Consider the following 26887-nt stretch of genomic DNA (forward strand, 5'->3'; position numbering starts at 1 on the left):
TTAACTCCAGTTGTCTTGATTCATGGGGCACGCAGGGCCGTTCACTCGTGGTTTGAGGGGGTGATTGCATGGTTCATGCCGAGTGCCAAAGGCCCGTAATGCCTGGGTTTTGTCGGTTCCTGGGGCTGGCGGCCTATCACTGGAGCAACACTTTGTTGTTCTGGTGAACGGTGGCGAACACCCGGCGCGTGTGGTCAGGAATAGAAACTCGGTGTCGGCGGTTTTTGCTTCAACGCCCATTCGCCGAGTTCGCGGATGCGGTAGTCCACCGGGTCGTGCAGGGTCTGGGTCCGCAGGTTGCGCCAGTAGCGGTCGAAGCGCCGCGAGGCGTGGGTGGCGCGGGCGCCTGTCACCTCAAACAGCCTCGAACTGAGGTCCAGGCCCACTCGCGTGGCGTGGACCTTGGCGCTGCCGATGGCCAGGGCCAGGTTCGCCCGTTCCTCGGCGCGCAGTTGTTCGCCACGGTTCCAGGCCTTGTCGAACAACGCATTGGCCCGTTCGGCCAGGGCGCGGACTGCCTCCAGGCCGGCCCAGAACTCGCCGTAGTGGGCCAGCACATACGGGTCGTCGACCGCCCGCTCGACCTCGGACTTGAACCAGGCGCGTGCTTCGTGGGTGGTGTAGTGCTGCGCCTGCTCGAAGGCGCCTTCGGCAATGCCGAGGAATAGGTTGACGAAGGTCAGTTGCGCCAACAGCGGTCGCAGCCCGGAAAACACCGTGCTCAGCGGGCCCGGGTCCAGCAGCAGTTCATCTGCGGCGACCCGCACGCGTTCGAAACGGGCGCTGCCGCTGTCGGTCTGGCGTTGGCCCATGTTGTTCCAGTCGTTGAGCAGGGTAATGCCGGCGCGGTCGGTGGGGATCGCGGCGATCAGCAGTTTGCCTGTGCCACTGTCCTCCAGCGCCGAGGCGATCAGGCGGTCGGAGTCGCTGGCCCCGGAACAGAAGCTTTTCATTCCGGTGAACTCGCGCCCGCCGTCCACACGCGTGGCCACGGTGCGGGTGTCCAGCGGGTTGAGCGCGTTGCCCCAGAACCAACGCTGGCGGACCGTCTGCTCCAGCCAGGGCTGCCACTGATCGGGCCGCGAGAACAGGCGCACGGTGGCGAGCATCAAGTGTTGGAAACCGAACACGTGGGCCATCGAACTGTCGACCTTGGCGAACTCGCGCACGATGTTCAGGGTGTCGCTCCAGCTGGCGCCGAGGCCGCCGAATTCATGGGGAATACTCAGGGTCAGCAGGCCGCTGTCGCGCAGGGCATCACGCTCGCGCTTGGGTGTGCCGCCGCGTTCGTCGCGCTCGACAGCCGTACTCGCCCAGTCGGCCGCCAGACGGCGGGCGACCTGCACAGGATCGTTGGGGGTGGTCACAGGGGAACTCCTTGCAATGGAAAACAACGCCAGGTCGGCCTGGGTGGCGGTCGGTCCCGGCGTGTGGCGCGACGTGTTCTACAACCCGAACAGGCGGGCGGCGTTGCCATAGAGGACGTTGTCGAGCACCTCGGGTCGCAAACCCAGGCGCAGGACATCCTCGATGGATTGGCGAATCGGGCGGAACGGATAGGACGAGCCGAACAACAGCTGCTCTGCCAGAAAGCCGTTGGCCGCTTGCACGTAGGCTTCGCTGCCGGGCTGGAACAGGTACATGTCCGGCACCAGGTAGATGTTCGGGTAGCGAAAGGCCACGCCGAGCGCTTGCTGCACGTTGGGCCAGTAGCCGTGGTAGCAGACGATCGCCAACTGCGGGAATGCCCGGGCGACCTTGGCCAGGCGTTCGGGGTTGTTGAAGGCGGGGTCCGGGGTGGTTGGCCCGCTCATCAGAAACAGCGGAATACCGCGTGCCTGCAAATGCTCGTAGATCGGCCAGTACAACGGGTCATCCGCCTGCCTGGCCGGTTCGCCAAACCCCGGCTCCAGGTCGATGCCGGCCAGGCCCAGCCCTGAGATGGCGCGCTCGATTTCGCCCAGTGCGCCGTCGATACCCTGCAGCGCCGGGTCGATGCTGGCGATGCCGAGCAGCTCAGCGTGGTCGCGCACAATGCTGTGAATCAGGTCGTTGGGCAGATGCTGGCCGGGGGTGTGCCGACCGACCACCACCGCCCGGCTCAACCCGGCGTCGCGCACTTCATCGAGAAACCCCTGGGGTGTGCGCGAACGGGCGAAGTGCTCGTCGTCGCCACGCGTGCCCACCCGCCGGTTCAGCCAGCGGGCGGTGGCGGTCTCGGCGCTGCCTGGGGTGGCGCCGAAAAAATCATGCAGGTACGCCGGGCGGCAGCGCATATCAATCACGTTCATGCCGTGGCCTCTTCCTTGGCCGAGGTGTGGCCGGCGCGCACGTCGAACGCGCCGCCGGTGAGTACTTGGTCGCGGACCGTGACAGGCTGTTTGCCCAACAGCGGGAACACCAGTTCGGCAAAGCGGAAAGCCTCTTCCAGGTGCGGGTAGCCGGACAGTACAAAGCGGTCTACGCCGAGGTCGGCATATTCCTGCAGACGCTTGGCCACGGTCTCGGGGTCGCCCACCAGCGCCGTACCGGCGCCGCCGCGCACCAGGCCGACACCGGCCCACAGGTTGGGCGAGACCTCGAGTTTGTCGCGCTGTCCGCCATGCAAGGCGGCCATGCGGCGCTGGCCTTCGGAGTCCATCTTGGCGTAGTTCTCTTGGGCGTCGGCGATCACATCGTCGTCGAGGTGGCTGATCAGCTCTTCGGCCGCCGCCCAGGCCTGCTCGTTGGTTTCACGCACGATCACATGCAGGCGCACGCCGAAATGCAGGGTGCGGCCATATTTTTTCGCGCGCTCGCGCACATCGGCGATCTTCGCGGCCACGGCCGCCGGCGGTTCGCCCCAGGTCAGGTAGGCGTCGACCTGTTGCGCCGCCAGCTCATGGGCGGCCGGGGACGACCCGCCAAAATACAGGGGCGGGTGCGGTTGCTGCACGGGTTTGAAGAAGTTCTGCGCGCCTTCGACGCGCACATGCTTACCGGTGAAATCCACCACCTCGCCACTGAGCAAGCGACGCCACACGTTGAGGAATTCGCCAGCGGCTTCGTAGCGTTGGTCGTGGTCGAGGAAAATACCGTCGGCGGCCAACTCGGTGGCATCACCACCGGGCACCACGTTGAGTAACAGGCGGCCGTTGCTGGCCTGGTCCAGTGTGGCCGCTTGACGGGCCGACGCCGTGGGGTTGCCCAGCGAGGTGCGCAGCGCCACCAGCAACTTCAGGCGATGGGTGACCGGTACCAGGCTGGCGGCGGTAATCCATGGGTCCAGGCAACTGCTGCCGGTGGGAATCAACACCCCGTCATAGCCCAGGCTCTCGGCGGCGACCGCGATTTGCTGCATGTACTGATTGGTGGCCGGGCGGCCGCTGTCGGATCGGCCCAGGTAACGGGTGTCGCCGGAGGTGGGCAGAAACCAAAAAATATCAAGACTCATCAACATGCTCCTCGCTGCAAAAATAAGAAGCCCGCTGCCTTGGGTAAGGTAAGACGGCAGCAGGTTGTGCAACGCAGGGCCGGCACGGCTCTAGGGAGGCGCTTGTTGGAACAAGTCTGTGGCTGTGGCCGATGGTTCTGAAGGAGCAAGCATCGTACCAACCCATCAACTTATTGATTTGTAAGGTGATTGTTGTTTTTTGGCGAGGCGCTGAGTGTCGCTGGAGGAGAGGAAGTGTTGAACCACTGTTGCCTGGCAGACAGTTGTGCACAAAGCGGGAAGTGTTCGCAGGGCAACAGGTGTTAAGCAGGCTGTGCCGAATCAATACATGATTGTGCTCGAGGTTTTTATATAAGTGATTGATAAATAACGATTTAAACCTTGGCATGGAGACTGCAGAAGGGCCTGTATAGCACTCTGAAGGAGAGTCCCCATGGCCCAGACACTGCCTCTGGCGTTGTTACAGCAAGCCCAGGCCCGAGGTGCGGCGATTGCCCTGCGCTACAAGCGCCTGGGCATCTGGCATGCGCGCACTTGGAGCGAGTTGGCGCAGGAGGTCAGCCGCCTGGCGGCAGCCCTGCATCAGCGCGGGTTCAGTCGCCACGACGATTTACTGATCATCAGCCAGGCCCGTTCCGAAGCCTTGTTACTGGCCCTGGCCGCGCAGTGGCTGGGCGGCAGCGTCACCCTGCTGGACCCCGAACGCGACAACCGCGCATTGCTGGCCCGGCTGCGCCCGAGCTTCGTGCTGGCCGAAACCCTGGAGGCGGTGCAACAGGTCGGTCATGCCGATCGTGCGCCTCCGGTATTGCTGTTCCTCGACGGGCGCGGTCTGAACGCCGGTGACGGGAAGGGGTTGAGCGCTTACGCCGATTTGTCCGCTGGCGTGGCGGCGGAACCGCCGGCCTGCGCCACTGATTCCGCAGCCGTCGCCTTCGTGTTCCATGCCGATACGCATGGGCCTTCCCTGCGGTTGAGCCATGCGCAATTGCTGGGGGGCGCACGCAAGCTGGTGGCGCGCGAGCAACTGAGCGGCGCTGAAGAAGCCTTGGCCGCCCGCGTGTTCGCCGCCAGCGGTCAGGCGCGTTACCTGCTGGCGCCCTGGCTCTGCGCCGGGTTCTGCCTGAATTTCCCGGAAGCCATGGCCACGCGCGATACCGATCGCCGTGAATTGGGGCCAACCCTGGTGCTGGGCACGCGTGAGTCCTATGCCCGTCTGGAGCTGTGGGCCCGAGAGCGCCTACCGTTGCCCGGCACGCTCGCGCATCGGGTGTACCGCTGGGCAATGACGCCGGATGCCCAGGGTTTGCGCCGCTGGCTCGGCTACTGGCTGGTCCGCAGACCCTTGCTCGATGTGTTGGGCATGAGCCGCCTGCGCGTGCCGTTGCTGGTCGGGCCCGCGCTGAGCCAAGAGAGCGCCGCTTTCTTTGCTGCTTTGGGCATCCATCCGGGCGCCTGGCAGGAACCTTCCGCCCGGCCGGAACGTGCCGAGGCCCACACCCACCTGATTTCTCACTCCGTCTGACGAGCCCCATGAGCGCAACCACTGAATCCGAATTACTGCGGCTCGATGACATCTCCCTGTCGTTCAAGGGCGTCAAGGCCATCACCTCCATCAGCTTCGCCGTGAAGGCCGGGGAAATCTGTGCATTGATCGGCCCCAACGGCGCGGGCAAAAGTTCGCTGCTCAACGTGATCAATGGCGTCTACCAGGCCCAGAGCGGCAGCATCACCTATGCCGGACAGGCCCGGCGGCGCATGCGCCCGCACCAGGCCGCCGAGCGCGGTATTGCGCGGACCTTTCAAAACATCGCGCTGTTCAAGGGCATGAGCGTGCTCGACAACGTGCTGACCGGCCGCAACCTCAAGCGCCGCAGTAGTTGGGTCGAGCAGATGCTGCGCCTGGGCCGTGCGCCTCGCGAGGACGACGAGCAGCGCCTTCACGCCGAACACATCATCGAGTTTCTGCGTATCCACCCCTGGCGCCATGTGCTGGTGGGCACGCTGCCTTACGGTTTGCAGAAACGCGTCGAGCTGGCCCGCGCCCTGGCTGCGCAGCCCCGGCTGCTGCTGCTGGATGAACCCATGGCCGGCATGAACGCTGAAGAGAAGGGCCAGATGAGCCAATTCATCCGCGACATCAACCGCGAGTTCGGCACCACCGTGGTGTTGATCGAGCACGACATCGGGGTGGTCATGGGCTTGTGCGACCACGTGGTGGTGCTCGATTACGGCCGCAAAATCGGCGATGGCACGCCCGAGCAAGTGCGCGCCAACCCCGATGTGATCGCTGCTTACCTGGGCACGCGGCGTTCCCGTGCGGAGAGCCACTGAACATGCAATTTTTCTTCGAAGTGCTGATTGGCGGGCTGCTGGCGGGCGTCATGTACTCCCTGGTGGCGATTGGTTTTGTCCTGATCTACAAGGCCTCCGGGGTGTTCAATTTCGCCCAGGGGGCGATGGTGCTGTTCGCCGCGCTGACCTTTGTCAGCCTGCTCGAACGCGGCTTCCCGTTCGTGTGGGCCTTTGTCATCACCCTGGCGAGCATGGTGGTCCTGGCGCTGCTGATCGAAAAAATGGTGCTGCGGCCGCTGGTCAATCGCGCACCGATCATCCTGTTCATGGCCACGCTTGGGCTGTCCTACCTGATCGAAGGGTTTGCGCAGTTCCTGTGGGGGGCTCAGGTCCACGGCCTGGAGTTGGGCATCGCTGATGAGCCGTTGGAAATCCGCGGCATGCTGCTTTCGCAGTTCGACCTGTTCGCCGCCGGAACGGCCGCCACACTGGTGATCGCCCTGTCGCTGCTGTTCAACCGGACCCGCGTCGGTTTGTCGCTGCGCGCGGTTGCCGACGATCCGTTGGCGTCCCTGGCGATTGGCATCCGCCTGCCACGCATCTGGGCGCTGGTCTGGGCGGTGGCGGGTTTTGTCGGGCTGGTGGCCGGGTTGCTCTGGGGCGCTCGCCTCGGGGTGCAGTTCTCCTTGTCATTGGTGGTGCTCAAGGCCTTGCCGGTGTTGATCATCGGCGGTTTTTCCTCCATCGGCGGGGCGATTGTCGGCGGGCTGATCATCGGCGCGGCGGAAAAAATCGCGGAGATTTACCTCGGCCCGATCATCGGAAGCGGCATCGAAAACTGGGTGCCTTACGTCCTCGCCTTGCTGTTTCTGTTGGTGCGGCCTGCCGGGTTGTTCGGCGAGCGGGCGATCGAACGGGTCTGATTTTCTTTCAAGGAATGCCTCCATGCTTTATCGAGAAGCCGGTCAACTGAGCACCTCTTATGCGATGGAACGGCGCACGTTCCGCTTGCGCCAGGACCGCGTGGGCTTGTGGCTGCTGTTGGGGTTTGCCTTCATTGCGGTGCCCTGGCTGGGCAATGACTATTGGTTCAGCGCGATTCTGCTGCCGCTGCTGGTGCTGTCCCTGGCGGGGCTGGGGCTGAACCTGTTGACCGGTTATGCCGGGCAGTTGTCCCTCGGGTCGGCGGCGTTCATGGCGGTGGGTGCGTTCGCGGCCTACAACCTGCAATTGCGCGTGCCGGGTTTGCCGTTGCTGGTGAGTTTCGCGCTGGGCGGAGTGATTGCTGCGCTGGTGGCTGTGCTCTTCGGTTTGCCGAGCCTGCGGATCAAGGGCTTTTACCTGCTGGTGGCGACCCTGGCCGCGCAGTTTGTGGTGGAGTGGGTACTGACCCGGTTCAGTTGGTTTACCAACGACAACGCCTCCGGGGTCATCACCTCGCCACCGCTGCTGATCGCGGGGCTGGATTTCAGTTCGCCCCGTGGGCGTTATCTGCTGACCCTGGCGGTGGTCGTGGTGCTGTTCTGGCTGGGCAAAAACCTGGTGCGCAGCGAGTTGGGCCGCAACTGGATGGCCGTGCGCGACATGGACACCGCAGCCTCTGTGATCGGCATCCGCCTGTTCAAGGCCAAGCTGCTGGCGTTTGCCATCAGTGGCTTCTACCTGGGGGTTGCCGGTTCGCTGTGGGCGTTTGCCTACCTGGGCACGGTGGAGCCCCACGGCTTCGATCTCAGCCGCTCGTTTCAAGTGCTCTTCATCATCATTATCGGCGGCCTGGGCAGTGTGCTCGGCAATGTCCTGGGCGCCGCTTTCATCGTGCTGTTCCCGATTCTGCTGGCCAACCTCTTCGGGCTGTTGCCCGGTGGGCTGATCGATTCCGGCCAGTTGGAAAACCTGCAGAAAATGCTCTTTGGCGCGTTGATCATCGCTTTTCTGATCAAGGAACCCGAGGGCCTGGCCCGACTGTGGCAACGCTTTCGCCAACGGGCGCGGATCTGGCCGCTGCGTTACTGATTGTTCTCATCCCTGACCCCCATCCTTCGTTCACGAGGAACTGCCTTCATGACTCACCGCACACCGCTGCGCCGCCTGCTATTGGGCCTGGCCTTGATCACCGCCGGGCTCAGTGCCGGCGCTCACGCCGACAACGAACAGTACTTCCCCTTGCAGAGCTATCGGGTCGGCCCCTACGCCGCCGGTGGCACCGGCTTCTTCGGCGGGTTTATCGACTACCTGCAATACATCAACGCAAAGGGTGGGGTGAACGGCGTCAAGCTGACCTGGAGCGAGTGCGAAACCGAGTACGTGGTGGAGAAGGGCGTCGAATGTTACGAGCGCCTCAAAGGCGGCCTCAACGGCGCGCCAGCCGCCGCGACCAACCCGCTGTCGGTGGGCATCGCCTACGCGACGCTGGACCGTTCGACGGCCGACAAATTGCCGCTGATCACCATCAACCACGGCCGTACCGATTCCACCGACGGTAGCGTGTTCCCTTACGTGTTCCCGCTGCAGCTCAACCCGTATTCGGAAGTCTCGGCAATCATCAACTACATCGGCACGCGCGAAGGTGGGGCGGACAAACTCAAAGACAAGAAAATCGCCGTGCTGTACCACGGCTCGCCGTATGGCAAGGAAACCAATGGCGTCTTGGAAACCCTAGCGAAAAACGCCGGTTTCGAACTGACCCTGCTGGAAGTGCCGCACCCCGGCAACGAGCAGCAATCGCAGTGGCTCAATATCCGTCGCCTCAAGCCGGACTGGGTGATCCTGCGCGGTTGGGGGGTGATGAATCCGGTGGCGCTGAAGTCGGCGCAAAAGGTCGGTTACCCGGTGGATCACATCATCGGCAACATCTGGAGCAACTCGGAAGAGGACGTGGTGCCGGCAGGCGCGGCCGCCAAGGGCTTCATTTCCATCACCACGCACCCTTCCGGGACGGATTTCCCGGTGCTGCAGGGCATCAAGCAAAGCGTGGTGGACGCCGGCAAGGGCAACCTGGCCGATCCGAAGCGTTTCGGTACGGTGTACTACAACCTCGGTGTGGTGAACGGCATTCTCAACGTCGAAGCCGTGCGCCTTGCGCAGGCCAAATACGGCGCCAAGCCGTTGACCGGCGAGCAGGTGCGTTGGGGCTTCGAACACCTGAACCTCGACGATGCGCGGTTGCAGGCATTGGGCGCCAAGGGCCTGGTGCAACCGTTGAAGTTGTCGTGCGCCGATCATGAAGGCGGCGGCGCGGTGCGCTTTCAGCAATGGGACGGCCAGCGCTGGAACCTGATCAGCGACTGGGTCCAGGCCGACCGTGCGTTGCTGCGGCCGATCATCGAGGCTTCCGCGGCCCAGTACGCCAAGGAAAAAGGCATCAGCCCGCGCAATTGCAGCCAGGAGCAATAAGGTCCGTTAAGCCAGAGTCTGCAAGCCAACCCTCCCTTGTCGAGGGGGCGAGCGGGTCGTTGTTTTCTACGAACAGTCGATCCTCGCCTTGCGCGGCGTAACACAAAGGAAAGGCCACAAGCCTTTCCTTTTTTTTTTGTATAGGCGACAGCACAAGTTCAACTTGTGCCAAGTGTTTGCAGTGCAACAGCGGACGCGCAAAGTGCGGATTAATACATGCGATAAATAGTGGATAACTTTATTTAACTAATTGAAATATAAGTATTTATTGTATTGGCATGATTTTCGGAATGTTAAGGCAGGATCAGCATTTTTTGCCGCCCTCCCTCCTTGACAGTTTGAAGAGAACAACATGCGTAAAGTAGCTGCTTTGTCTGCGTTTTTTGCCGTTACCGCGCCCGGTTATTCATGGGCCGCCAGTGATAAAAATGAAAATGGATTTATTGAAGATAGCCATTTGAACATTCTCAACCGGGACTTCTATTTCAGTCAGGATTTCCGTAATGGCAGCAGTGCAACCAACCCTCACACGGGGGCGCGCCAGAGCCGCCGGGCGGAATGGGCCCATTCGGTCATCGGGCGCTTCGAATCCGGCTTTACCCAGGGCCCCGTAGGGTTCGGGGTCGATGCTTACGGGCAGTTCGGGGTCAAGCTCGACGGCGGTGATGGCGTGGTGGGCAACGGTGTCGGCGGGCCGGGGTTGATTCCGCGCAAAGGCGACAACAACGGCGAGCCCAAGGATGAGTGGGGCAAGGCCGGTGGCGCGGTCAAGGTGCGGGCGTTCGATACGGTGGTCAAATACGGCGATGTGTCCCCGACCAGCCCGGTACTCCATGCCGGTGATATCCGCCTGTTGCCGCAAACCCTGACCGGTCTGATCTTCGACAACACCTCCATCGCCGGCTTGAAGATCGAGGGCGGCAAACTGACGGCGTCCAGCGATCGCAGCGGCGTCAACCATAGCGGTGACCTGGGCACGGTCTACGGTGGTCGCTTGACCGGGGCGGATAATGTGCAGTACATCGGTGCGGATTATCGCTTCAACGACAACTGGAGTTTCAAACTGCACACCAGCCGCCTGGATAACGTCTGGAACCAGTCCTTCGCCCGGGTCGACTTCAAGCAACGGCTGACCCCCACCATCACTTGGGATACGGGGCTCAATTACTACCGCACCCGCGACAGTGGCGACGCCCTGCTGGGTAAGATCGATAACGACAGCTGGAGCACGCACCTGGGGCTGAATGTCGGATTCAACCGTTTTCTGCTGGCCTACGAGCAAGTGCGCGGTGACTCGCCGTTCGACTATGTGTGGAACACCTACGACCTGGAACTCGACAACGCTTCCCAATGGTCAGACTTCAACAACCCCAACGAACGCTCCTGGCAGGCCAGCTATACCTATGACTTCGCCGGGTTGGGGCTGCCGGGGCTGAGCCTCACGGGCCGTTACCTGCGCGGTGACAACATTGACGGCACGCGGGCAACGGGCGGCTACACGGCGTTCAACAGCGTCAGTGACGGCAAGCACTGGGAGCGTGATTTCTGGGCGAGCTACATCGTTCAGAGCGGCCCGGCAAAGGACCTGAAGCTCCAAGTACTGCAAGCGACGCACCGGGTGGGAGGCGATTTCGGTAACTACGACGCCAACGTTGACGAGCTGCGGGTCATCGTCGAATACCCGCTGGATTTGCGCATGCTGTAACCGCGCCATCGGTGGCATGGCAGCAACAAAAAGCCCGCGCGAGGCGGGCTTCTTGGGGATTCATAGGCGGCCGTGGACGTCTATGGATCGGTGCCTGGAACCGGTCAGATACGGAAACTGCCCACCAGATGCTTCAAGCGTGCCGCCTGCTGTTCCAGGTCGGCGCAGGCGCGTAGGGTCGATTGCAGGTTTTCCACGCCTTCCTGATTGAGCGTGTTGATCTCGGTGATGTCCATGTTGATCGACTCCACCACCGAGGTCTGCTCCTCGGTGGCGGTGGCGACCGACTGGTTCATCCCATCGATCTCGCCGATGCGCTGGGTCACGCTGCTCAAGCGTTCGCCGACCTGGTTGGCGATCTCTACGCTGTCGAGGCTGTGGCGCTGGCTTTCGCCCATGGTGCTGACCGAATCCCGGGCGCCGACTTGCAGCTCCTCGATCATCGTTTGCACCTGTTGCGCCGACTCCTGGGTGCGGTGCGCCAGGTTGCGCACTTCATCGGCCACCACGGCAAACCCACGCCCGGCGTCACCCGCCCGGGCGGCTTCGATGGCCGCGTTGAGCGCCAGCAGGTTGGTTTGCTGGGAGATGCTGGTGATCACTTCGAGGATCTGCCCGATATTCACCGTTTTGCTGTTCAGCGACTCGATATTCGTACTCGAGGCGCTGAGCATTTCCGACAGCTGATTCATTGCACCGATGTTGCGCTCCACCACTTGCTGACCCTGCTCGGCCATCCCGCGCGCGTCGCTGGCCTGGTGCGAGGCCTCAGCCGCATTACGGGCTATTTCCTGAGCCGCGGCCCCCAGTTCGTTGATGGCGGCGGCCACACTGTTGGTTCGGCTAGCCTGTTCGTCGGAGTTGAGCATGGATGAGTTGGAGGCGCTGACCACGCGCATTGCCACTTCGTTGACGTGCTCGGTCGCCGACGAGACCTCTCGGATCGAGGTGTGAATACGTTCGACAAAACGGTTGAACGCATTGCCCAGCATGCCGAACTCGTCATGCGTGTGGATGACCAGGCGTTTGGTGAGGTCACCTTCGCCTTGGGCAATGTCCTCCATTGCGCGGGTCATCGCGTGCAGCGGTTGGAGCAATACGCGGATCAGCAGACTCAGCAGGACGATGATGATGACCACCGCAACGATGGTGGCAATCACCGCCGAATAGCGAAACTTGCTCAGCGTTGCGTAAGCCTTGTCTTTATCAATAGACAGGCCGATGTACCAGTTGGCCGAAGGTAGACCTTTGATCGGTGCGAAGGTCAGCAAGCGGGCTTGCCCGTTGAACTGGACCTCGGTCAGCTCGCCGGAAAGTTTCGGTGTGTGTGTAGGGTACAAATCCGAAAGCGACTTCATCACCAGCGCTTTGTCCGGATGGACCAGGATCTTGCCCTGATCGTTGACCAGGAAGGCATAGCCCATGCCGCCAAAGTTCAACGAGTTGATGATTTCCACCAGGCCATCCAGCGCCAGATCGCCGCCGACCACACCGATGTTGCTGGAAACCTTGCTGATGACACCAATGACCATCTTGTTGGTGGCCATATCGATATAAGGCTCAGTCAGCATGGCGCCGCTGGCGTTCATACCGTCCTTGTACCAAGCCCGGGAGCGCGGGTCATAGCCATCGGGCATCTTGGTGTTCGGACGAATACTGAAGCTGCCGTCGACCTTGCCTAGGTAGTCGGTGAGAAAACTTGAGGTCAGGACGCTTTCATCCATCAGCGTCTCGGCGTTGGCAGGCTCCCTGGCAATGTTCTGCGCCAGGTTCGTCACCAGATTGATCCGCCCCTCCAGCAGGTTGCGAATATTGGTGGAGGTCGACTCACCCATTTCAGCCAAATAGTTTTCCAGGCTGGTGCGGGTGGCATTGCGCTGTAGATAGTCGTTGTATAGCGTGAACAGGGTGAAGGCGAGCATCACTATCAGCGACACGGCCAAAAGAATTTTATGACTGAAACGAAGGCTTTTATTCATGGCGTATTGAGTTCGCTAGGTCTTTTGCGGGGACTGTGGAAGCGTATCGGCTGGAGCCTGGTAAACCTTGAGATGCGAAGAGTCTGTTTACTGCGACGGAGGAAGGTAAAGGGGGCAAGGAGCGACCGCCAGAAACGACAAAGCCCGCAGGAGGCGGGCTTCTTGAGGGGCGTCATAGACTGCTGCACAGCGGCGGGGGATTTCCGCTCATTCGGTTTTTAATCGATGCTCAGGGGCTTTCCAGCGGCTCAGGTATGAAGCCTTGCTCCCTGAGGGACTTGATTACACCTCGAATGAGATAGTTGTTGGAAAAACCGATCGTGTACTGCCTCGCGCCGGCGTTCAGCGGTAGAAGCATCCGTTGGTCCACCAGCTTTTTGATCAGGTAAGTCCGTTGATTGCTAGACTGCTGTGGGATTACGGCTGCTACATCTGCCGATTTTACGACCTTCAGTTTTATTGCGGCCAACAGCACCGCTTCCTCTGTCTCCGTGATCCATTTGCGTTCGCGTGCGAAGGCCACGGCAGGCACGAGTATGCGTTTGGTCAGGTATGCGTAGTCTGTGAGGCGATCGACTTTCTCCAGCTCCTCACGAACCCCTTCCAGCACGTAGGTACACCACGCCTCCAGTCCGTCCTTTGTTCCTTTGTCGGCGGTGGCAAGCATTGCGTAATAGCGCTCACGATCGTTGCAGAATACGGCCGTAGGATTCAGGACACGGCCGCCGGCGTTGACGTTGAAACCATACTTGATCAGGAGTGCGTAGGTTAGCAGCCTGACCACGCGGCCATTGCCATTGCCGAATGGATGTATCCATCCAAATCTATGGTGAGCGAGCGCAACCTTCATGAGGTCGTATTTCGGGGGAGCTTCGTGATTCACGAATGCGACAAGTTCCTGCATATACGCTTGAACGTGGATGAAGTCAGGAGGCTGGTGATCAGACTGAGATATTCTGGCCCCTCCACTGCGATAGGCTCCGGGCGTTTTGTCGCCCTCACGCACCAGATCGTCGACGGTCATCGCGTGCAGCTCTCGAATCATCTGCTCGGTCAGCGCTGCGCCGGGCGCCATGATCCGCTCAATGTAGTCCATCGCCTTTTCAATATTGGCCACCTCGCGCAACGGGTCCGTGTCCTGGGCCTTACCTTCGACCTTGCTGTCTATATAGTCCGCCAACGTTGTGTGGTTGCCTTCTATGCGGGCAGAACCGAGGCTTTCCAGTGCATGGAAAAGCGATTTGAGTTGGTAGAACACCTGCGGCGGCGTATCACCTTCAAGCCTTAGGCGACGCAGATGCTCCAGTTCGCTCAGTACATCGACAAGGTCCGAGTCAAAGGACGGATTGAGAAGCTCAAGGTCGTGATGGATAAATGTAGGCATATGGAAAGATATCTCAAGCCGGCCGAAAGGTTATCTTGAAAAAAATCAGGGAAGCTGCCGTAATTAAGGGTGTTTGCTTAGAGTGCGCTAAACATTATCTTGAATTCAGGCTTAAGCTAACTCAAAAATGAGCAATGATTAAGTGAGAAATCTCGATGGTTAGCGGAGGGCATGGCGAGGATGTGCTTTCGGCAGGTCTGACTGATGGGGCCTTTGAGCGTCATGAATCGCCGCCAGGCCTTCAAGGTCAGCAGCAAGGGCTGACCTTGGTATTGCAGGTGCTGGAAACTGCTACGGAAATAGCCGTTAGTTTGACGATGGCGGGAAGTCGATATCGGTAGCGGCGATGTTGTTCAAATAGTTGGTCAGGGTTAACAGCGTGATCTGTGCCACCACCTCCACGATCTTGCTATCGGTAAGACCGGCGTTGTGCGCTGCGGTGATCTGGGCATCACTCAATTGTCCGCGGCTTTCGGTGATTTGATGCGCCAGAGCCGCGACCGCGCTGAGTGTGCCCATGCGTGCTTTGCCAACGGCCTCATCGCTCAAGCCAGCCTTGGCACCAAAGAATGCATGTGCGGCCACGCAGTAGTCGCAACCGTTGACCTCTGACGCAGCGAGGGCAACGACCTCACGCTCAACGGCACTCAGTGAGGTTTTACCCAAGGCCTGAGCGAGGCTCTGGTAACCACTCAATGCGGCCGGGGAGTGAGCCAGGGTTTTAAATACGTTGGGAATAAACCCAAGACCTTTTTGGATACCTTCAAGAGCAGCGCGCGAGCCAGCAGGGGCTTGGTCCAGCGAGAGAGCCGCGATACGAGTCATGGTAATTCTCCAGTAGATTGATTAGCCGGCTTGTCGATCAAGCCTGGTGTCAATATTAGGGAGGCAGACTTTCCTTTCGGATTCAGATCGTCGAACTTATGCAACAGATCGTCTAAATTTGAGCGAGCTATGGACCGATTATCGACACTGCTTAAACACTTCAATCTGCATGCGTCCACGTTTCACCAGGGTGGTTTTTGCGGAACAACCAACCTCTATGGGCAGGGCAGTTTCGGACACGCACATTTACTGCGTTCGGGACGCCTGGCCCTAAGGGACAAGCGCGGCCAGCTCATTGAGTTGACGGAGCCCAGCCTGATTCTGGCGGTGCGCCCGCAGGAGCATCAGTTGCTGGCGATCGAAGCAGATGAAGCGGAGTTGGTCTGTGCAACCTTGCAATTTGATGGCGGGGCGAATAATCCCCTGACTCTGGCTTTACCGGACTTCATCATCAAGCCACTTCGTGAATTGCAGGGGCTGAGTGGCACCCTCGACTGGCTATTTGAAGAAGCCTTCGGCGACGAGTGTGGCCGTGATGTCATCCTCAATCGTCTGTTCGAGCTGATGGTGATTCAACTGCTTCGCCACCTCATCGCCAGTCGTAGCATTGCGTCAGGGATGATGGCCGGATTGGCTAATGCTCAGCTGTCCCGCGCGCTCGTAGGCATCCACAACGAACCACAGCGCAATTGGTCCGTGGCGCAATTGGCGGATCGTTCAGGTATGTCACGCGCCAGCTTTGCTGCGCACTTTCGCGAGACGGTGGGTAGTACCCCGGCAGATTATCTGGCGAACTGGCGAATCAGCTTGACGCAGAAACGCCTGCGTGAAGGGCGCCCCATCGCGTTGATTGCCGATGAGGTTGGCTATGAAAGTCCGTCTGCGTTAGCCCGTACTTTTCGGCGCAAAGTTGGTGCAAGCCCGAAGGAATGGCTCCAGCACACTAAGGGATGATGTCTAACCGATTGGTGGAGCAATCGCAGGAATGATCATGGTCCTGGGCTCAGTGTGGAGACCCTCACAGGTGTGCCCGGAGAAAATCGATGAACGCCATCGTCCGCGCTGAATGTCGCCGCTCACGACTGAACACGGCGCTTACAGGCAGCGCGGTGTTCTGATAATCGTTGAGCACACTACGAACGTTGCCTTGTTCGACGTCAGCTGCGAACAGCCATTCTGGAGAAAGAGAAATGCCCAGGCCGCAGAGGACCATTTCACGGATGGCATCGCTGCTGTTGCTGGTGACGTTGCCTTTGATAGCCACATCGAACTCTCCTGCACCGTGCTTGAAGTGCCAGGTGTCATAGTGCTCCAGCAACGTGAAACCGATGCAGTTGTGGCTTGTCAGGTCATCGGGCTCGCGTGGCAGACCGTGTAGGTCCAGATAAGCGGGCGCGGCATAGACCCGCCGCGTGCTGGTACCCAGAGACATTGCCACCAATCCCTCGCTCTTGACCGTCCCGATCCGGATCGCAAGGTCGATGTTTTCCTTGAGCAGGTCTTCATTGTAATCGCTCAGCCGCAGGTCAATCCGGACCTCGGGATAGCGCTGCAGAAAAGTCCCTACCAGCGGCGCTATGCACAACCTCCCGTAACTGACCGGTGCCGTTACTCTCAGGGGACCTGCGATCTGCTCCTGGCCGCAGGCAAAGCTAAGCGTGGCGGTTTCGAGGTGGCCGAGAATTTCTTGGCAGTGGCTGTAGAAGCGTTGCCCTTGGTCGGTCAGGGCCAGGTGCCGGGTGCTGCGGGCGAACAATGGCCCGCCCAGATACTGTTCCAGTGCGCGGACTTGCTTGCTCACTGCCGGCTGCCCCATGTTCAGCTCTCGAGCTACCGCAGAAAACGACCCGCGCTCCACGACGCGTACAAAGATGTGCATGTTGTCGAACAGGTCCATCGGCAATTAGGCCTCTTTGTGGAATAAGTCATATGCAAATTCAGTTTCTTATCGGAACAATGAAAGCGCGGCAACCTGTAAGCGTCCATTCAATCATAGGGTTTGCGTCATGAATCACACCATGCTTGCCGCTATCGCCGAATCTGCCCAGGTCCCTCTGACCGTCCGCCACATCGCTCGCCCTGTTCCAGGTAAAGGGCAGGTCCTGATCAGGGTTCACGCCGCGGGGGTCAATCCTCTCGATACCAAGATCGCGATCGGCGCAGGCGCCCACGCCCGTCAGGCGCTGCCGGCAGTACTCGGCCTGGACCTGGCCGGAACGGTCATCGGACTGGGCGAGGCGGTTGAAGGCTTCACCCCTGGCCAGGAAGTCTTCGGTATGGCCGGCGGGATCGGCGGCGCCCAGGGCACTATGGCCGAGTACATTGCCGTGGATGCACGTCTGATCGCGTTAAAGCCGCACAGACTCGACATGCGTGAGGCGGCCGCATTGCCTTTGGTATTCATTACTGCGTGGGAAGGGTTGGTGGATCGCGCCAATGTCCGTGCAGGTCAACGTGTGCTGATTCATGGCGGCGCAGGCGGGGTCGGCCAAGTGGCTGTGCAACTGGCAAAGGCTCGCGGTGCCGAAGTCTATGCCACCGGTTCGGCGGCGAGTCTCGACTTCATTCGCTCACTGGGTGCAACGGCTATTGACTACCGTGCGCAGCGCGTAGATGACTATGTCGAGCAGCATACGGCGGGGGAAGGTTTCGACGTCGTCTACGACACGGTGGGAGGCAGCACCCTGGATGCGGCGTTCAAGGCAGTGAAGCCTTATACCGGGCACGTACTGAGCTGCCTGGGTTGGGGGCAGCACAGCCTCGCGCCGCTGTCGTTTAAAAGCGCAACCTACTCGGGCGTATTTACTCTGACGCCGTTGCTCACAGGCAAGGGGCGCGAAAACCACGGGGCTATCCTGCGCGAGGCCGCCGCGCTGGCAAATGCCGGGCAACTGACGATCCGGATAGATCAGCAGCCATTTGGACTGAATGAAGTCAACGAAGCGTTTCGCCAGGTCGCGGAAGGTCGCGGCAAGGGCAAGACGGTAATCGATTTGGTGAGCGAATAGTCCCCAACGACTTCAACGGTGTGCAGCCCTCCGTGAATGGTTCATACCGCATTACGCACTCACATTCGCCGGTCTTCAAAATGCCTTTATTTTGTCATGTTCTTGCAATGAACCCATGCGAGTTTGGTCGCCGGAAAATAGGACGCAACCGAGTGTTTCAGTGCGCTAATACACTGTTTTAAATATGGAAAATTGATTTTAATGTCGATGTTTTGTCAGCGCATGGATAAGTCTGAGAGTGGTGGGGGTGGGTGCAAAATCCCATCCAGTGTATTGACGAAGATTCTGTCGCAAACAGCCGCGGCCACGCTGCGCATTTTCATCGACGAAGAACCGTGTCAATTGGCGTATGAGCGGTTTCTGGAGGGGATCGCCCAAGCGCTGAAGCGGCCTTCGACTGTCTCGGCAGCTCACGTGTCATGAAGGTGGTGACCTCAGGCTCGGCCTACCTGGACATCGACGCGTATGCTTGTTGCATTGCGTACGCCGAGCTGTTGAATCTCCAGGGCGTTGATGCTCGGGCCGTCAGTAGCGCCCCGCTCAATGCCAGCATCTCCAAGACCGTGCTTGGATGGCAATCCTCTCTGGACGATTATCTGCCGAGGGCGGGTGATGAGTTCGTGTTGGTGGATGTCTCCGACTACCAACATTTCGACCCGGCGGTGGTGCTTGAACAGGTGGTGGAGGTCATTGACCATCACCCAGGCTTTGAAAACTATTGGGCGCAGAAGCTCGGATCTGCGGCGGACATCCTGCCGATCGGCGCAGCGGCGACTCTGATTTTTCAGCGTTGGGAGTCGGCAGAGCTGTTGCCGCTGATCAGCAAAAAGAGTGCTGTGTTGTTGGCCACGGCGATTCTGGACAACACCCTGAATTTCACCGGGCAGTTGACCACCCAATCGGATATTCGGGCTTACGAAGTCCTCGCACAGCGGGCGAAACTGGAAGCGGACTGGCCTGAGCGGTATTTCGCCGAGTGCCAAGCCACTATCGAGTCGGACCTGATTGGCGCATTGGCGGTGGATATGAAGCGGCTGAAAGCCGATAGCAACCTGCCGCAGGTTTTTGCGCAGATGGCGGTGTGGGATGCCAGTGCGCTGATCCGAACGCATCGTTCAACGATCGGTCACTGGTTGGCGGCGCAGGGGGGCGACTGGCTGTTGAACGTCATCAGCATCCGCGAGTGCAGAAGCTACTTTCTGGCTGAGCCCTTGGTCAGTCAACAAAAGTTGAGCCAATTGCTGTCGATCGAATGGCATGCCGGAATGGCTGTGCTTGAGCGCGCGCTGCTACGTAAGGAACTGTTGAAGTTGGGCTTGGAGCGCATCTCGGTTATGAGTAAACCCCCTCTGGTTTTGTAGCCACGTCGAAGGGCTGTTTCTGGCTGTTTTCTGCCTGTCGTAACTGCTTGAATCCACCGCCAAAAGACGTCATTCAAAGGTGTCTGGGAACTAGGGGCTATTAGGGGTAGGGGACGGAAGGAGCCACGCTCCTTCCGCGGGTTCAGCTAATCAGTTCGTACCAATGTAGGGGTCCCATTGGATGAAACGTGTCGATGGCCGAAGCCCTCCAGAGGTCACCTTGACCTGGATCTGGTAGGTGGTCTGAGACGATGCGTTGCGAGCCAGGCCCACCCAATAGTTACCCGCGGCACCGACTTGCATCGGGTAGCCATCGCTGCCGAACACACTGCCCTGGGAAATTTGGAAGCCGGTGATGGACACCGTGTCGCCAGCGTTCGGATCGATCGGAACCACCTCGAAGCCGAGGTAGTCCCCGATGTTGCAGTGGGTGCGCAGTTCCAGCGTTCCTTCGCCGCTGCTGTCATTGCTCAGACGATTGTCGAACATGTACACACCGGTGGAAATGTTCCCGCCACCAGTGCCGAGTACATATGCGGTATCGATGGCAATGGTGATTGCGGTTTGCGGATTGGCGATGCCGGCAAGCACCTGCGAATCAGCCGTCCACACCTGGGCAGTACTTTTTTGGCCACTCATTGTCGTGCTCCTTCCTTAGGCAGAGACAGTCACGCTGGGGTTGAGCTTCACGGTGATACCGGAGCCGCCCGCCACCTGTACGTTGAGGGATACCGGGTAGGACGCAGTACCTGCGTTCTGCACGGTGCCGGTGTACGCGCTCGCGTTATCCGAAGCGGTTTGCGGCTGGCCACTGAAGCCCCAGGCGCTCGAGTTACCGAAGGCGGCAATGGAGACCTGCGAGGTCGACTTGGGATTGATCAGGAACACTTGCCAGCAGACATTGCTGCCTTTGGACGCAGCAGTATTCAGGTTGGCGGTGCCTTCGTGGGTGGTGCCAGCAGAGATACGGTTATCGACCAGATAGACCCCAGCGGTGGAGCCATTGGTCACTGCATTTTCATCGACCCAGATTTGCACCTGGACGTCACAACTGGTGGTAGGAATTGCCATGAGAGAACTCCTTGTAAGGTTTCGACGCAAGCGTCGGGCGTGCCCTATGTCGACCCCACACGCTTACCTGCAGGCGTGGTGCCGAACCACCTTGAGCCTTGTGGTCGCGAGGACCTTGGCAAAGCATCTCGGTCAGGCGAGTGGGAGGATAGACAAAGCAAATAAAGGCAACTTGCCATTACGCTATTAGCAGTAGAGCCATTCGAAATAACTGCCGCGACAGGAGCCTCAAATCGCCTTGGGACGGCTTGGCGAAACCGCGGAATACAAGGTTCTCGAGATTGCAGGCATGGCAACCTCAATGCCGAAACGGCTGGCGATGACCTTGCGCCCGCTCCTCGGCGGGTCAGTGCATGGCTGTCTAGGTTCTGGGTCAGTCACTGGCGATTGATGGCTAACTTCTGTCGGTCGCGACAGGCAGAAATCGGCCCCTAGCGGCCTGTCAGCAGCTAGCAGGTGAAATTCGCTGATAGGAAGCTAGAGAACATCCGTCATCAAGCATATTTTCAATATGCCTCGCCTTCATCGCCTTCAACGCTGGCTGCGAGTGCTTTCGCAATTTCCTTGGCCTTTATGATTGCCGCATCACTGTAGACGAAGGAAATCATCCCCCTGCGATAGTCAAAGAGATACTGTTGCTGTGTTAGTGGAGACGTCCAAGTTGCTGAATTTTTCCCGCTGGAAACAATGGTTTCACCGGTGACGGGATTTCTGCGAGCCAACTCGTTTTCTAGCTTCAGTGATGGATCACTTGCGCAAAGTAATTGCCATTCTTCAAGAGCTATTTCCATCGATCTGACAATATGGATTTCGTAGGCCATAGGTGTGCCGTCTCCTGACTGTTGGCTGTATGTGAGACACCTGAATGTCAGTGACGGCTGAGGCTAGCGACTGACGGCAGAGGTGTCCAGTGACTCCTTCTGGCCGACTTCTGCCGTTCGTGACGGGCAGAAATCGGCCAACCGCAGACAGTGACCGAATCGTTGCGAGCAGCCCATCGCCGCTCAAGGTCGCGCGCTGGCTGGTGGACCTTGAACAAGCCGACGGGCTCAGACGCGAACATATGGCCGAGGGGCTGCAATATCGGCCGACAATGCTCCTGCCCGTGTCACCCCTTGGTAAGATCAACCAACGGCGTCTGCCGCACCTCAGTCTCCCGCCCATCCTGAATCTCGCTAACCTGCTTCAAGGCTCTATCCACCGCCGCCTTATCCGCCAACAAGCTATAGCTGATGCGGAACTGCTTGTGTTCCTTGGGCCCAATTGTCGGTACCAGATTCAGTGGCCGCTGATAACGGCGGTTGTAGGAAAAACTTGTCCCCGGCTCCAGCCCCGTGACATAGCCCTGGCCTTGGGTGTCGGTGTTTTTCCACAGGGAAAACACGGGCAGTGTCTGGGTATTGAAGCCGACCGAAACGCCCAGGCTGCCGGCCTTGTTATGCAACACGGTCAACGTATCGCCCTTGGCATCGGCATACGGCACCACGTTGTACACCGTTTCGTCGTAGTCCCTGGTCGGTGCGCGGTAGGTTTGCCAGTCGGGGAGATCGTCCTTGGCCTTGTCGTTGAACGGCGACACCTGTTTCACCGGCGCGGCGAAACGAGCGCCCTGCTCCAGGAACGGGGTGCTGAAGTTGCTGTGATACAGCGCCTGGTATTCCTTCGGATAGTCGCCGTTGTTGGTCAGGGTGTCGTTGAGGGCGAACACGACGCTGCCGGGTTCGGTGACCAGTTCGGTCGCGACCGAGAAGTCGACCTTCTTGAACGCCTGCTCTTTCAGCTCGCCGCGCAGGGTGATGGCGTACGGTGGTTTTTCATCGATATGCAGCGTGACTTTATTCGCAGGAATGTTGGCGGCCCGACCGTGCAGGGTCAGCAGTTCGCCGTTGTCGACGCCGGGGTGGCCGACCCATTCGTATCCGCAGCGGGTGACCAGCTCATTGAAACCTTCCAACCAGCCCAGACCACCGCGGCCATTGAGTTCGATGAAAGACGGATTGACCACTTCCTTGACCGGCGAATCCCAGCCCATGCGTACATTGCCAACCGAGGCCTGCAAGACGTTCATTCCGCGAGTCGGCACTACCGAGAGTTTCATCGTGCCGTTATCGATGTCGACGATGCTGACGCCCTCCTGCCGACCGCCGTGCAAGGTGCGCAAGGTAACGCTGAAGGGTTTGTCGGTTTTTATTCCGAGTTGCTGACTGGTGATCTGCCAGCTCTGGGCGGCTTTGTCAGTGTCGAGCAGAACGTAATCCCAGGCCATGGCGTGGGAGGCAGCGGACAGTGCGCTGATGGCAACAAAAAGTTTGAGCGGGGTCATGGCGGCAGCCTTTCTTGGAGTTGTGCCATTTTTATAAACGTGATGAAACGTTTCAGCAAGCTAAAAGATCGACACGGTAATGTCGCTGATAGCCCATTTCTGCCTTCTGTGACCGGCTAAAATCGACCCTAAGTTGCTCTTCGCGAAAGGCAGCGATCGGCCAAAAGCGGACATCCGATGAAGTTTCATAGGGGGCAGTGAACCCATTACAAGGGTTCCCGATTCTATAACAGAATCTAACGGAGGCAGCGCGTGTCGGGTATTCCTAGGGTGTAGTGGCATTTGTCGCGCCCCCAGCTAAGCTAGACGTTACAGGAACGTAAGAGGCATCCAACCACAAACGTTCGCTATCTGGTATGTCGCCTAATTATATTAGTTAGGTAACTCTTTTAGGCTGTGGTGAACCCCAGCATTGTCCGCCTTTTTCTATGTGGTAGAAACGGAGATAGTATGAAAAGAGGAATCGTAAAAAAGGTCACGTTTGAAATTGAGTACCCAGATGGCACGACGAAAACTTCGACGCTAGATGCCAGTGTTGGTTTAGGTGAAGTATCGTCTATTATTTTCGATGACGTTTGTGTTCCCGAACAAGATCGACCAATATGGAATGCATCTGAAGATTGGCGAAAAAATCCAACGATGCTTCTTCGCAAGAAAAACCACAATGCACTAAGTGTCCCTTGGTGTTATACGAGCTCATGTCCAAGCGCCTAGAGGATAGAGCCTGGTGCTCGCAAATTGTTTATCTCGGCATTTGGATAAGTGGTGTCCAATTGGGCACCATTTTTAGCCTGCCAAGCAGATTCTCACACGAAAACGACCTTTTTAATAAGTTTCTTCATAAGTCTAAAAAATTGCCGCCTTAGGTGTAGCAAGGATTATGGAGAGTTTGCGACAATCGAATGAGTCAAAAACCAAGTATGTAGTTTTTATACTAGACAGGGTGGAGTTGGATAGGGAGAATCAGTGGTGAAAAAATTTCATGCATATGCTTTCCGTGCGGTCTTGGTAGTATCCCTACTGCTGGGATGCATAACAGTCCAGGCAGAAGATGCCTGTCAGTATGGTGGTACATTTGATGACGTAAGTTCAGACGTAGTCACTCTCTGCTTTCCTGAAAAAGTAAGCATTTTAAAATTTGAACATGCAGATATTGCCGGGTATGCGAAGTCGAGTGATCTATCCATTTTTGCCTGGCTATCTGCTGCAGAGCCAAGCCTACCAATTACATTAACTTCACAAGAAGTTGAGAACATAAAAGTGATCTTTTGGCTCGACAAGCAAAATATTTATGACCTTCCTACTTTTTATGCAGATAATCCTGATCGAATGATGGGGATGTGGCGGCTGTCATGGGCCCCAATCAACGGCAACGAGGGGGCATTTTGTTCGCTATTTTATGGCAGAAGGGGCGTTGGTAGGTTAGCAAGGGTTGTGTATTGTGCAGCGGTACGGGAAGGTGAATCTTTTGATAAAGTGCAGGAACGCTTTAAGAAGTTTCTCGCAGCAGTAAGATATTATAAACAGTAGTAATAGGGGAGCTGTAGTTTAATCAATGTATCGTTGATTTATGATTTGCGCTTGCAACGAACTCAAGGATCTAGCCAGCTTTGTGTTCGTCACAACCGCAGGCGCTCGATCCCTATCGAGAGCGCTGCCGATGTGTCCAGGTTAGTAACTTCGAATGGTTGTTTCTGGCCGAAAGCCCCGGTCACAGCGCCGAGCTGTCCATACCCCGATTGTGCTGGAGTATCTCGGTCGTCAAGCCCCAACTCCATGTGTTTATTGAGGCTCAACGCATATCATTACTGCATGCACAAACGCATGATTGGCGTTGAATGGCATGGATTGGCGTACGGTTTGCCCCATTTTTGCCCCACCCTCGCCTGATCCTTCCCCCGGACTCAAGGTCCCGCAAGTAATCCTAACGATGGGCAATCCAATCCCTCTGACAGGCAGTACTCAGTCAAAAGCGAACCTGAACTCAGCCATGGCTAAGGCACCATCTATTAGCGATAAAATACGTTATCACCATTATTTACGAGGCTCGAATGAACACGACTAAACCACTCGCAGTTCGTGATAGCTGGGTACTCGTCGATACCATGGTGGACACCTACTGCGAAATTGCTGAGGAAGCCTTCAGCTGTTTTTTGTTCGAGATGGACAATTCAGTTCCCAGGCCTCAATGGCCTAGTGATGCGACAGCCTATGACGGACAGAAAACCAGAAAAACTGTGGCAGGAATAAAAACCATCGTCTTCTCCGCCATGGCCCTCGAAGCTGCGGCATTTGAATTTGCCACCATTCAACTTGGAGAACGCTTGGCAAAAACCTATCTGGATAAGCTAGATGTGGTGGGTAAATGGCTCGTCATCCCACGTCTAGTCTGTGGTCGGTCACTGCATGAAGACGGCCCGGCCATCAATGGGCTGAAAAGCCTAGTCAGGGCACGCAACGCCCTGGTCCATCACAAATCCAAAGAGTGGGACCGTACGCATGTGCATATTGATACGATGGATGCCCAGAGGGAAAAGTTTGAAAAACTCCAAGTGCCTAATGCATTCAAAACGCTGATCTTGCTTTCGTTGGAACTGAATGCGGTACTGGAGACCGATGGGCCGCTCCCAGCTTTTGAGGATGGTTGGATCCACGCCACCCCACGAAATTCGCTGGTAGAAAAAGTTGTGCATCGGTGCCGCGAGGTTCATCGGAATAACTGGCGAAGGGTTTGACGTGACGGGACCTGTCACCCGGCAGGAACGCCGGCTAACCGCTGCGGAATTTCAGTACCTTGCAACCGTGCCGGCGGCGATCGAATAATTCGCCAGTTTCGACATTAGGGCCGACGGCTTTAGGTTGAATACGAACATTGGAAACCAATTACTGGATAGGGATTCGAACCCCTTCTAGGATCACTTCAGACCGCTACAGGCCATAAAGTACGGGTAACTAAGCCGAGTGCTTTGGTGCTTAGCGGCCTCGTGCGGCCTCTGATCTGCCCTAAATCAGCCCTAAACCGCATCCAATAATCTGACCACCAAGGTCCGCTTTCGGCCAAAAGCGGACGTTTGAGGAGAGCGGTAGCTTCCAGCCAAAAGCATTCACTCGGCTGGATCTTTCGACCCTTTACGGCCCCCCGGGTCTGCGAGCTAAAGCCATTTCTTAGCGTCCGAGTGAGGCTGGCCCATAATAGAGACTTCTACCCGCACAGTGAATAATGCGAACGGTTTGAACCGTTTATTATGATTCATTCCCGACTCTTCGCTGCCACTCTAAACCAAATAACGGCTGCCTACGCATTGTCTTGCAGAACCCATCAAGGCCTGGATAAATGTTTGCTGCATTGATATTCATCTGGTTTAGCTTTTTTAGGCCGCTGTAGCGTAGTTTTTTTGGGATAATGTACTTGACGATATCAGGGTTGCCTATCTGGTAATCTTTAACTATTTCTTCATGCGAATGCTTCAATGTGTTTGTAGCCACAAACAACCCTTGCTGAGAAAGCAGGCGATGATTAGAAAATGTTGGCTCAAAGGCAAAAAGACACGGATCATCAGATGCATTTTCACCTTCGAGAACTCTTGAGTAAATTTCAAGGCGATTTTTACCAAAGTATTCGTCATCATCATTTTTTATAGCGTGATGATTTACGCAATAAACTGCAGCACTACCTTCACCTGCCTCAAGAGCAAAAAACAATGCAATATAGGGAGAGAACGTAAAGTCAAGAAGCCTAGTGGGTGCCCCATGATGCTGCATTAACGATAACCAACTTAGACGATCAGCTTCTTTGGGTAGCGATGATAGATAAATATGTGCGTTGCACATAAAACGATCGATCATTACTCGCTCATGCTCCAACCTATTCATGCGCTTTTCTGTTCTTGCATATGCCTTATGAATTGTTTGGGCCTCTTCAAATGCGCGATGTAACGAGCTTTCCAACTTCCAAGATGCATCTATTTGGCCACGGTAAATCCATTTTCTATAATGTTTTCGTGAGACAGCATTGTCGTACTCATCCCAGCTCTTGAGAGTTATAATTTCCATGATTTTTATTTACTCAAAACTATAATTAGACAACACATTTGGCGTAATTTTTTTGTC

At 57.7% G+C, this 26887-nt stretch carries 23 protein-coding genes and 2 pseudogenes; 12 read left to right on the plus strand and 13 right to left on the minus strand.

Annotated elements, in window-relative coordinates:
• Window positions 1-194: 194 nt before the first annotated feature.
• The 3 genes from TU80_RS25180 to ssuD form a co-directional block, all read right to left on the minus strand.
• A complete protein-coding gene (locus tag TU80_RS25180; RefSeq protein WP_057005646.1) occupies window positions 195-1367 on the minus strand; it encodes an acyl-CoA dehydrogenase family protein in 1173 nt (390 codons plus the stop codon).
• A gap of 78 nt (window positions 1368-1445) precedes the next feature.
• Window positions 1446-2291: an amidohydrolase family protein gene (locus TU80_RS25185; protein ID WP_046384802.1), complete on the minus strand. Its 846-nt coding sequence runs from the start codon at window positions 2289-2291 to the stop codon at window positions 1446-1448.
• Window positions 2288-3433: an FMNH2-dependent alkanesulfonate monooxygenase gene (ssuD, locus tag TU80_RS25190; RefSeq protein ID WP_057005647.1), complete on the minus strand. Its 1146-nt coding sequence runs from the start codon at window positions 3431-3433 to the stop codon at window positions 2288-2290. The genes TU80_RS25185 and ssuD overlap by 4 nt, the downstream gene beginning before the upstream one ends.
• A 433-nt stretch (window positions 3434-3866) precedes the next feature.
• On the opposite strand from ssuD, the gene TU80_RS25195 reads away from it, so the two are divergent.
• The 6 genes from TU80_RS25195 (at window position 3867) to TU80_RS25220 (ending at window position 10826) form a co-directional block, all read left to right on the plus strand.
• Window positions 3867-4958, plus strand: coding sequence for an AMP-binding protein (locus TU80_RS25195; protein ID WP_057005648.1), 1092 nt, complete (start codon window positions 3867-3869; stop codon window positions 4956-4958).
• 8 nt (window positions 4959-4966) lie between these two features.
• Window positions 4967-5767, plus strand: a complete 801-nt coding sequence (locus tag TU80_RS25200) for an ABC transporter ATP-binding protein (protein ID WP_046384799.1) — start codon at window positions 4967-4969, stop codon at window positions 5765-5767.
• Between the two features lie 2 nt (window positions 5768-5769).
• On the plus strand, window positions 5770-6651 hold the full coding sequence (locus TU80_RS25205) for a branched-chain amino acid ABC transporter permease (RefSeq protein ID WP_057005649.1): 882 nt from the start codon (window positions 5770-5772) through the stop codon (window positions 6649-6651).
• 22 nt (window positions 6652-6673) lie between these two features.
• Window positions 6674-7741: a branched-chain amino acid ABC transporter permease gene (locus TU80_RS25210; RefSeq protein WP_057005650.1), complete on the plus strand. Its 1068-nt coding sequence runs from the start codon at window positions 6674-6676 to the stop codon at window positions 7739-7741.
• 48 nt (window positions 7742-7789) lie between these two features.
• Window positions 7790-9121, plus strand: a complete 1332-nt coding sequence (locus TU80_RS25215) for an ABC transporter substrate-binding protein (protein WP_057005651.1) — start codon at window positions 7790-7792, stop codon at window positions 9119-9121.
• 352 nt (window positions 9122-9473) lie between these two features.
• On the plus strand, window positions 9474-10826 hold the full coding sequence (locus tag TU80_RS25220) for an OprD family porin (RefSeq protein WP_046384795.1): 1353 nt from the start codon (window positions 9474-9476) through the stop codon (window positions 10824-10826).
• 104 nt (window positions 10827-10930) lie between these two features.
• Here the strand turns inward: TU80_RS25220 and TU80_RS34065 are convergent, their stop codons facing one another.
• From TU80_RS34065 to TU80_RS25235, 4 genes and pseudogenes are all read right to left on the minus strand, one after another.
• A complete protein-coding gene (locus tag TU80_RS34065) occupies window positions 10931-11725 on the minus strand; it encodes a methyl-accepting chemotaxis protein (protein WP_390896568.1) in 795 nt (264 codons plus the stop codon).
• Window positions 11726-11788: 63 nt separating this feature from the next.
• Window positions 11789-12805 (minus strand): annotated as a pseudogene (locus TU80_RS34070) (HAMP domain-containing protein); the annotation flags it as partial.
• A 229-nt stretch (window positions 12806-13034) separates the two neighbouring features.
• Complete coding sequence (locus tag TU80_RS25230; RefSeq protein ID WP_057005653.1) at window positions 13035-14189, minus strand: Fic family protein; 1155 nt, start codon at window positions 14187-14189, stop codon at window positions 13035-13037.
• 306 nt (window positions 14190-14495) lie between these two features.
• Entirely contained in the window at window positions 14496-15014 is a 519-nt protein-coding gene (locus tag TU80_RS25235; protein WP_057005654.1) for a carboxymuconolactone decarboxylase family protein, read from the minus strand.
• Window positions 15015-15143: 129 nt separating this feature from the next.
• Between TU80_RS25235 and TU80_RS25240 the strand changes: the two genes are divergently transcribed.
• Entirely contained in the window at window positions 15144-15968 is an 825-nt protein-coding gene (locus tag TU80_RS25240; RefSeq protein WP_046487441.1) for an AraC family transcriptional regulator, read from the plus strand.
• A 64-nt stretch (window positions 15969-16032) separates the two neighbouring features.
• On the opposite strand, the gene TU80_RS25245 is transcribed toward TU80_RS25240, so the two are convergent.
• Complete coding sequence (locus tag TU80_RS25245) at window positions 16033-16911, minus strand: LysR family transcriptional regulator (protein WP_057005655.1); 879 nt, start codon at window positions 16909-16911, stop codon at window positions 16033-16035.
• 109 nt (window positions 16912-17020) lie between these two features.
• Here TU80_RS25245 and TU80_RS25250 point away from each other — a divergent pair, with 109 nt between their 5' ends.
• Entirely contained in the window at window positions 17021-18022 is a 1002-nt protein-coding gene (locus tag TU80_RS25250) for a zinc-dependent alcohol dehydrogenase family protein (protein WP_057005656.1), read from the plus strand.
• Window positions 18023-18441: 419 nt separating this feature from the next.
• On the plus strand, window positions 18442-19383 hold the full coding sequence (locus TU80_RS25260; protein ID WP_046384788.1) for a DHH family phosphoesterase: 942 nt from the start codon (window positions 18442-18444) through the stop codon (window positions 19381-19383).
• Between the two features lie 150 nt (window positions 19384-19533).
• On the opposite strand, the gene TU80_RS25265 is transcribed toward TU80_RS25260, so the two are convergent.
• The 3 genes from TU80_RS25265 to TU80_RS25275 all read right to left on the minus strand — a co-directional run bounded on the left by TU80_RS25265 (window position 19534) and on the right by TU80_RS25275 (window position 21275).
• On the minus strand, window positions 19534-20022 hold the full coding sequence (locus TU80_RS25265; protein WP_017844471.1) for a hypothetical protein: 489 nt from the start codon (window positions 20020-20022) through the stop codon (window positions 19534-19536).
• A gap of 15 nt (window positions 20023-20037) precedes the next feature.
• Window positions 20038-20454: a hypothetical protein gene (locus TU80_RS25270; RefSeq protein WP_057005658.1), complete on the minus strand. Its 417-nt coding sequence runs from the start codon at window positions 20452-20454 to the stop codon at window positions 20038-20040.
• A 506-nt stretch (window positions 20455-20960) separates the two neighbouring features.
• The gene (locus TU80_RS25275; RefSeq protein WP_057005659.1) at window positions 20961-21275 is read right to left on the minus strand and encodes a hypothetical protein; all 315 of its coding nucleotides are present in this window, start codon (window positions 21273-21275) and stop codon (window positions 20961-20963) included.
• A gap of 159 nt (window positions 21276-21434) precedes the next feature.
• Between TU80_RS25275 and TU80_RS34135 the strand changes: the two are divergent.
• Window positions 21435-21553: pseudogene (locus tag TU80_RS34135) on the plus strand (magnesium chelatase subunit ChlI family protein); the annotation flags it as partial.
• Between the two features lie 9 nt (window positions 21554-21562).
• Here the strand turns inward: TU80_RS34135 and TU80_RS25280 are convergent.
• Complete coding sequence (locus tag TU80_RS25280; RefSeq protein WP_057005660.1) at window positions 21563-22777, minus strand: aldose 1-epimerase family protein; 1215 nt, start codon at window positions 22775-22777, stop codon at window positions 21563-21565.
• 969 nt (window positions 22778-23746) lie between these two features.
• Between TU80_RS25280 and TU80_RS32795 the strand changes: the two genes are divergently transcribed.
• Both TU80_RS32795 and TU80_RS25285 read left to right on the plus strand, forming a co-directional pair.
• A complete protein-coding gene (locus TU80_RS32795; RefSeq protein WP_134939401.1) occupies window positions 23747-24307 on the plus strand; it encodes a hypothetical protein in 561 nt (186 codons plus the stop codon).
• A gap of 521 nt (window positions 24308-24828) precedes the next feature.
• Window positions 24829-25512, plus strand: coding sequence for a hypothetical protein (locus TU80_RS25285; RefSeq protein WP_057005661.1), 684 nt, complete (start codon window positions 24829-24831; stop codon window positions 25510-25512).
• Between the two features lie 508 nt (window positions 25513-26020).
• Here TU80_RS25285 and TU80_RS32050 read toward each other — a convergent pair.
• Window positions 26021-26830 (minus strand): FRG domain-containing protein, encoded by an 810-nt coding sequence (locus TU80_RS32050; protein ID WP_082643896.1) that lies wholly within the window; start codon window positions 26828-26830, stop codon window positions 26021-26023.
• Between the last annotated feature and the right edge of the window lie 57 nt (window positions 26831-26887).

This window comes from Pseudomonas veronii, from assembly GCF_001439695.1.
GTDB classification, from domain to species: domain Bacteria; phylum Pseudomonadota; class Gammaproteobacteria; order Pseudomonadales; family Pseudomonadaceae; genus Aquipseudomonas; species Aquipseudomonas veronii.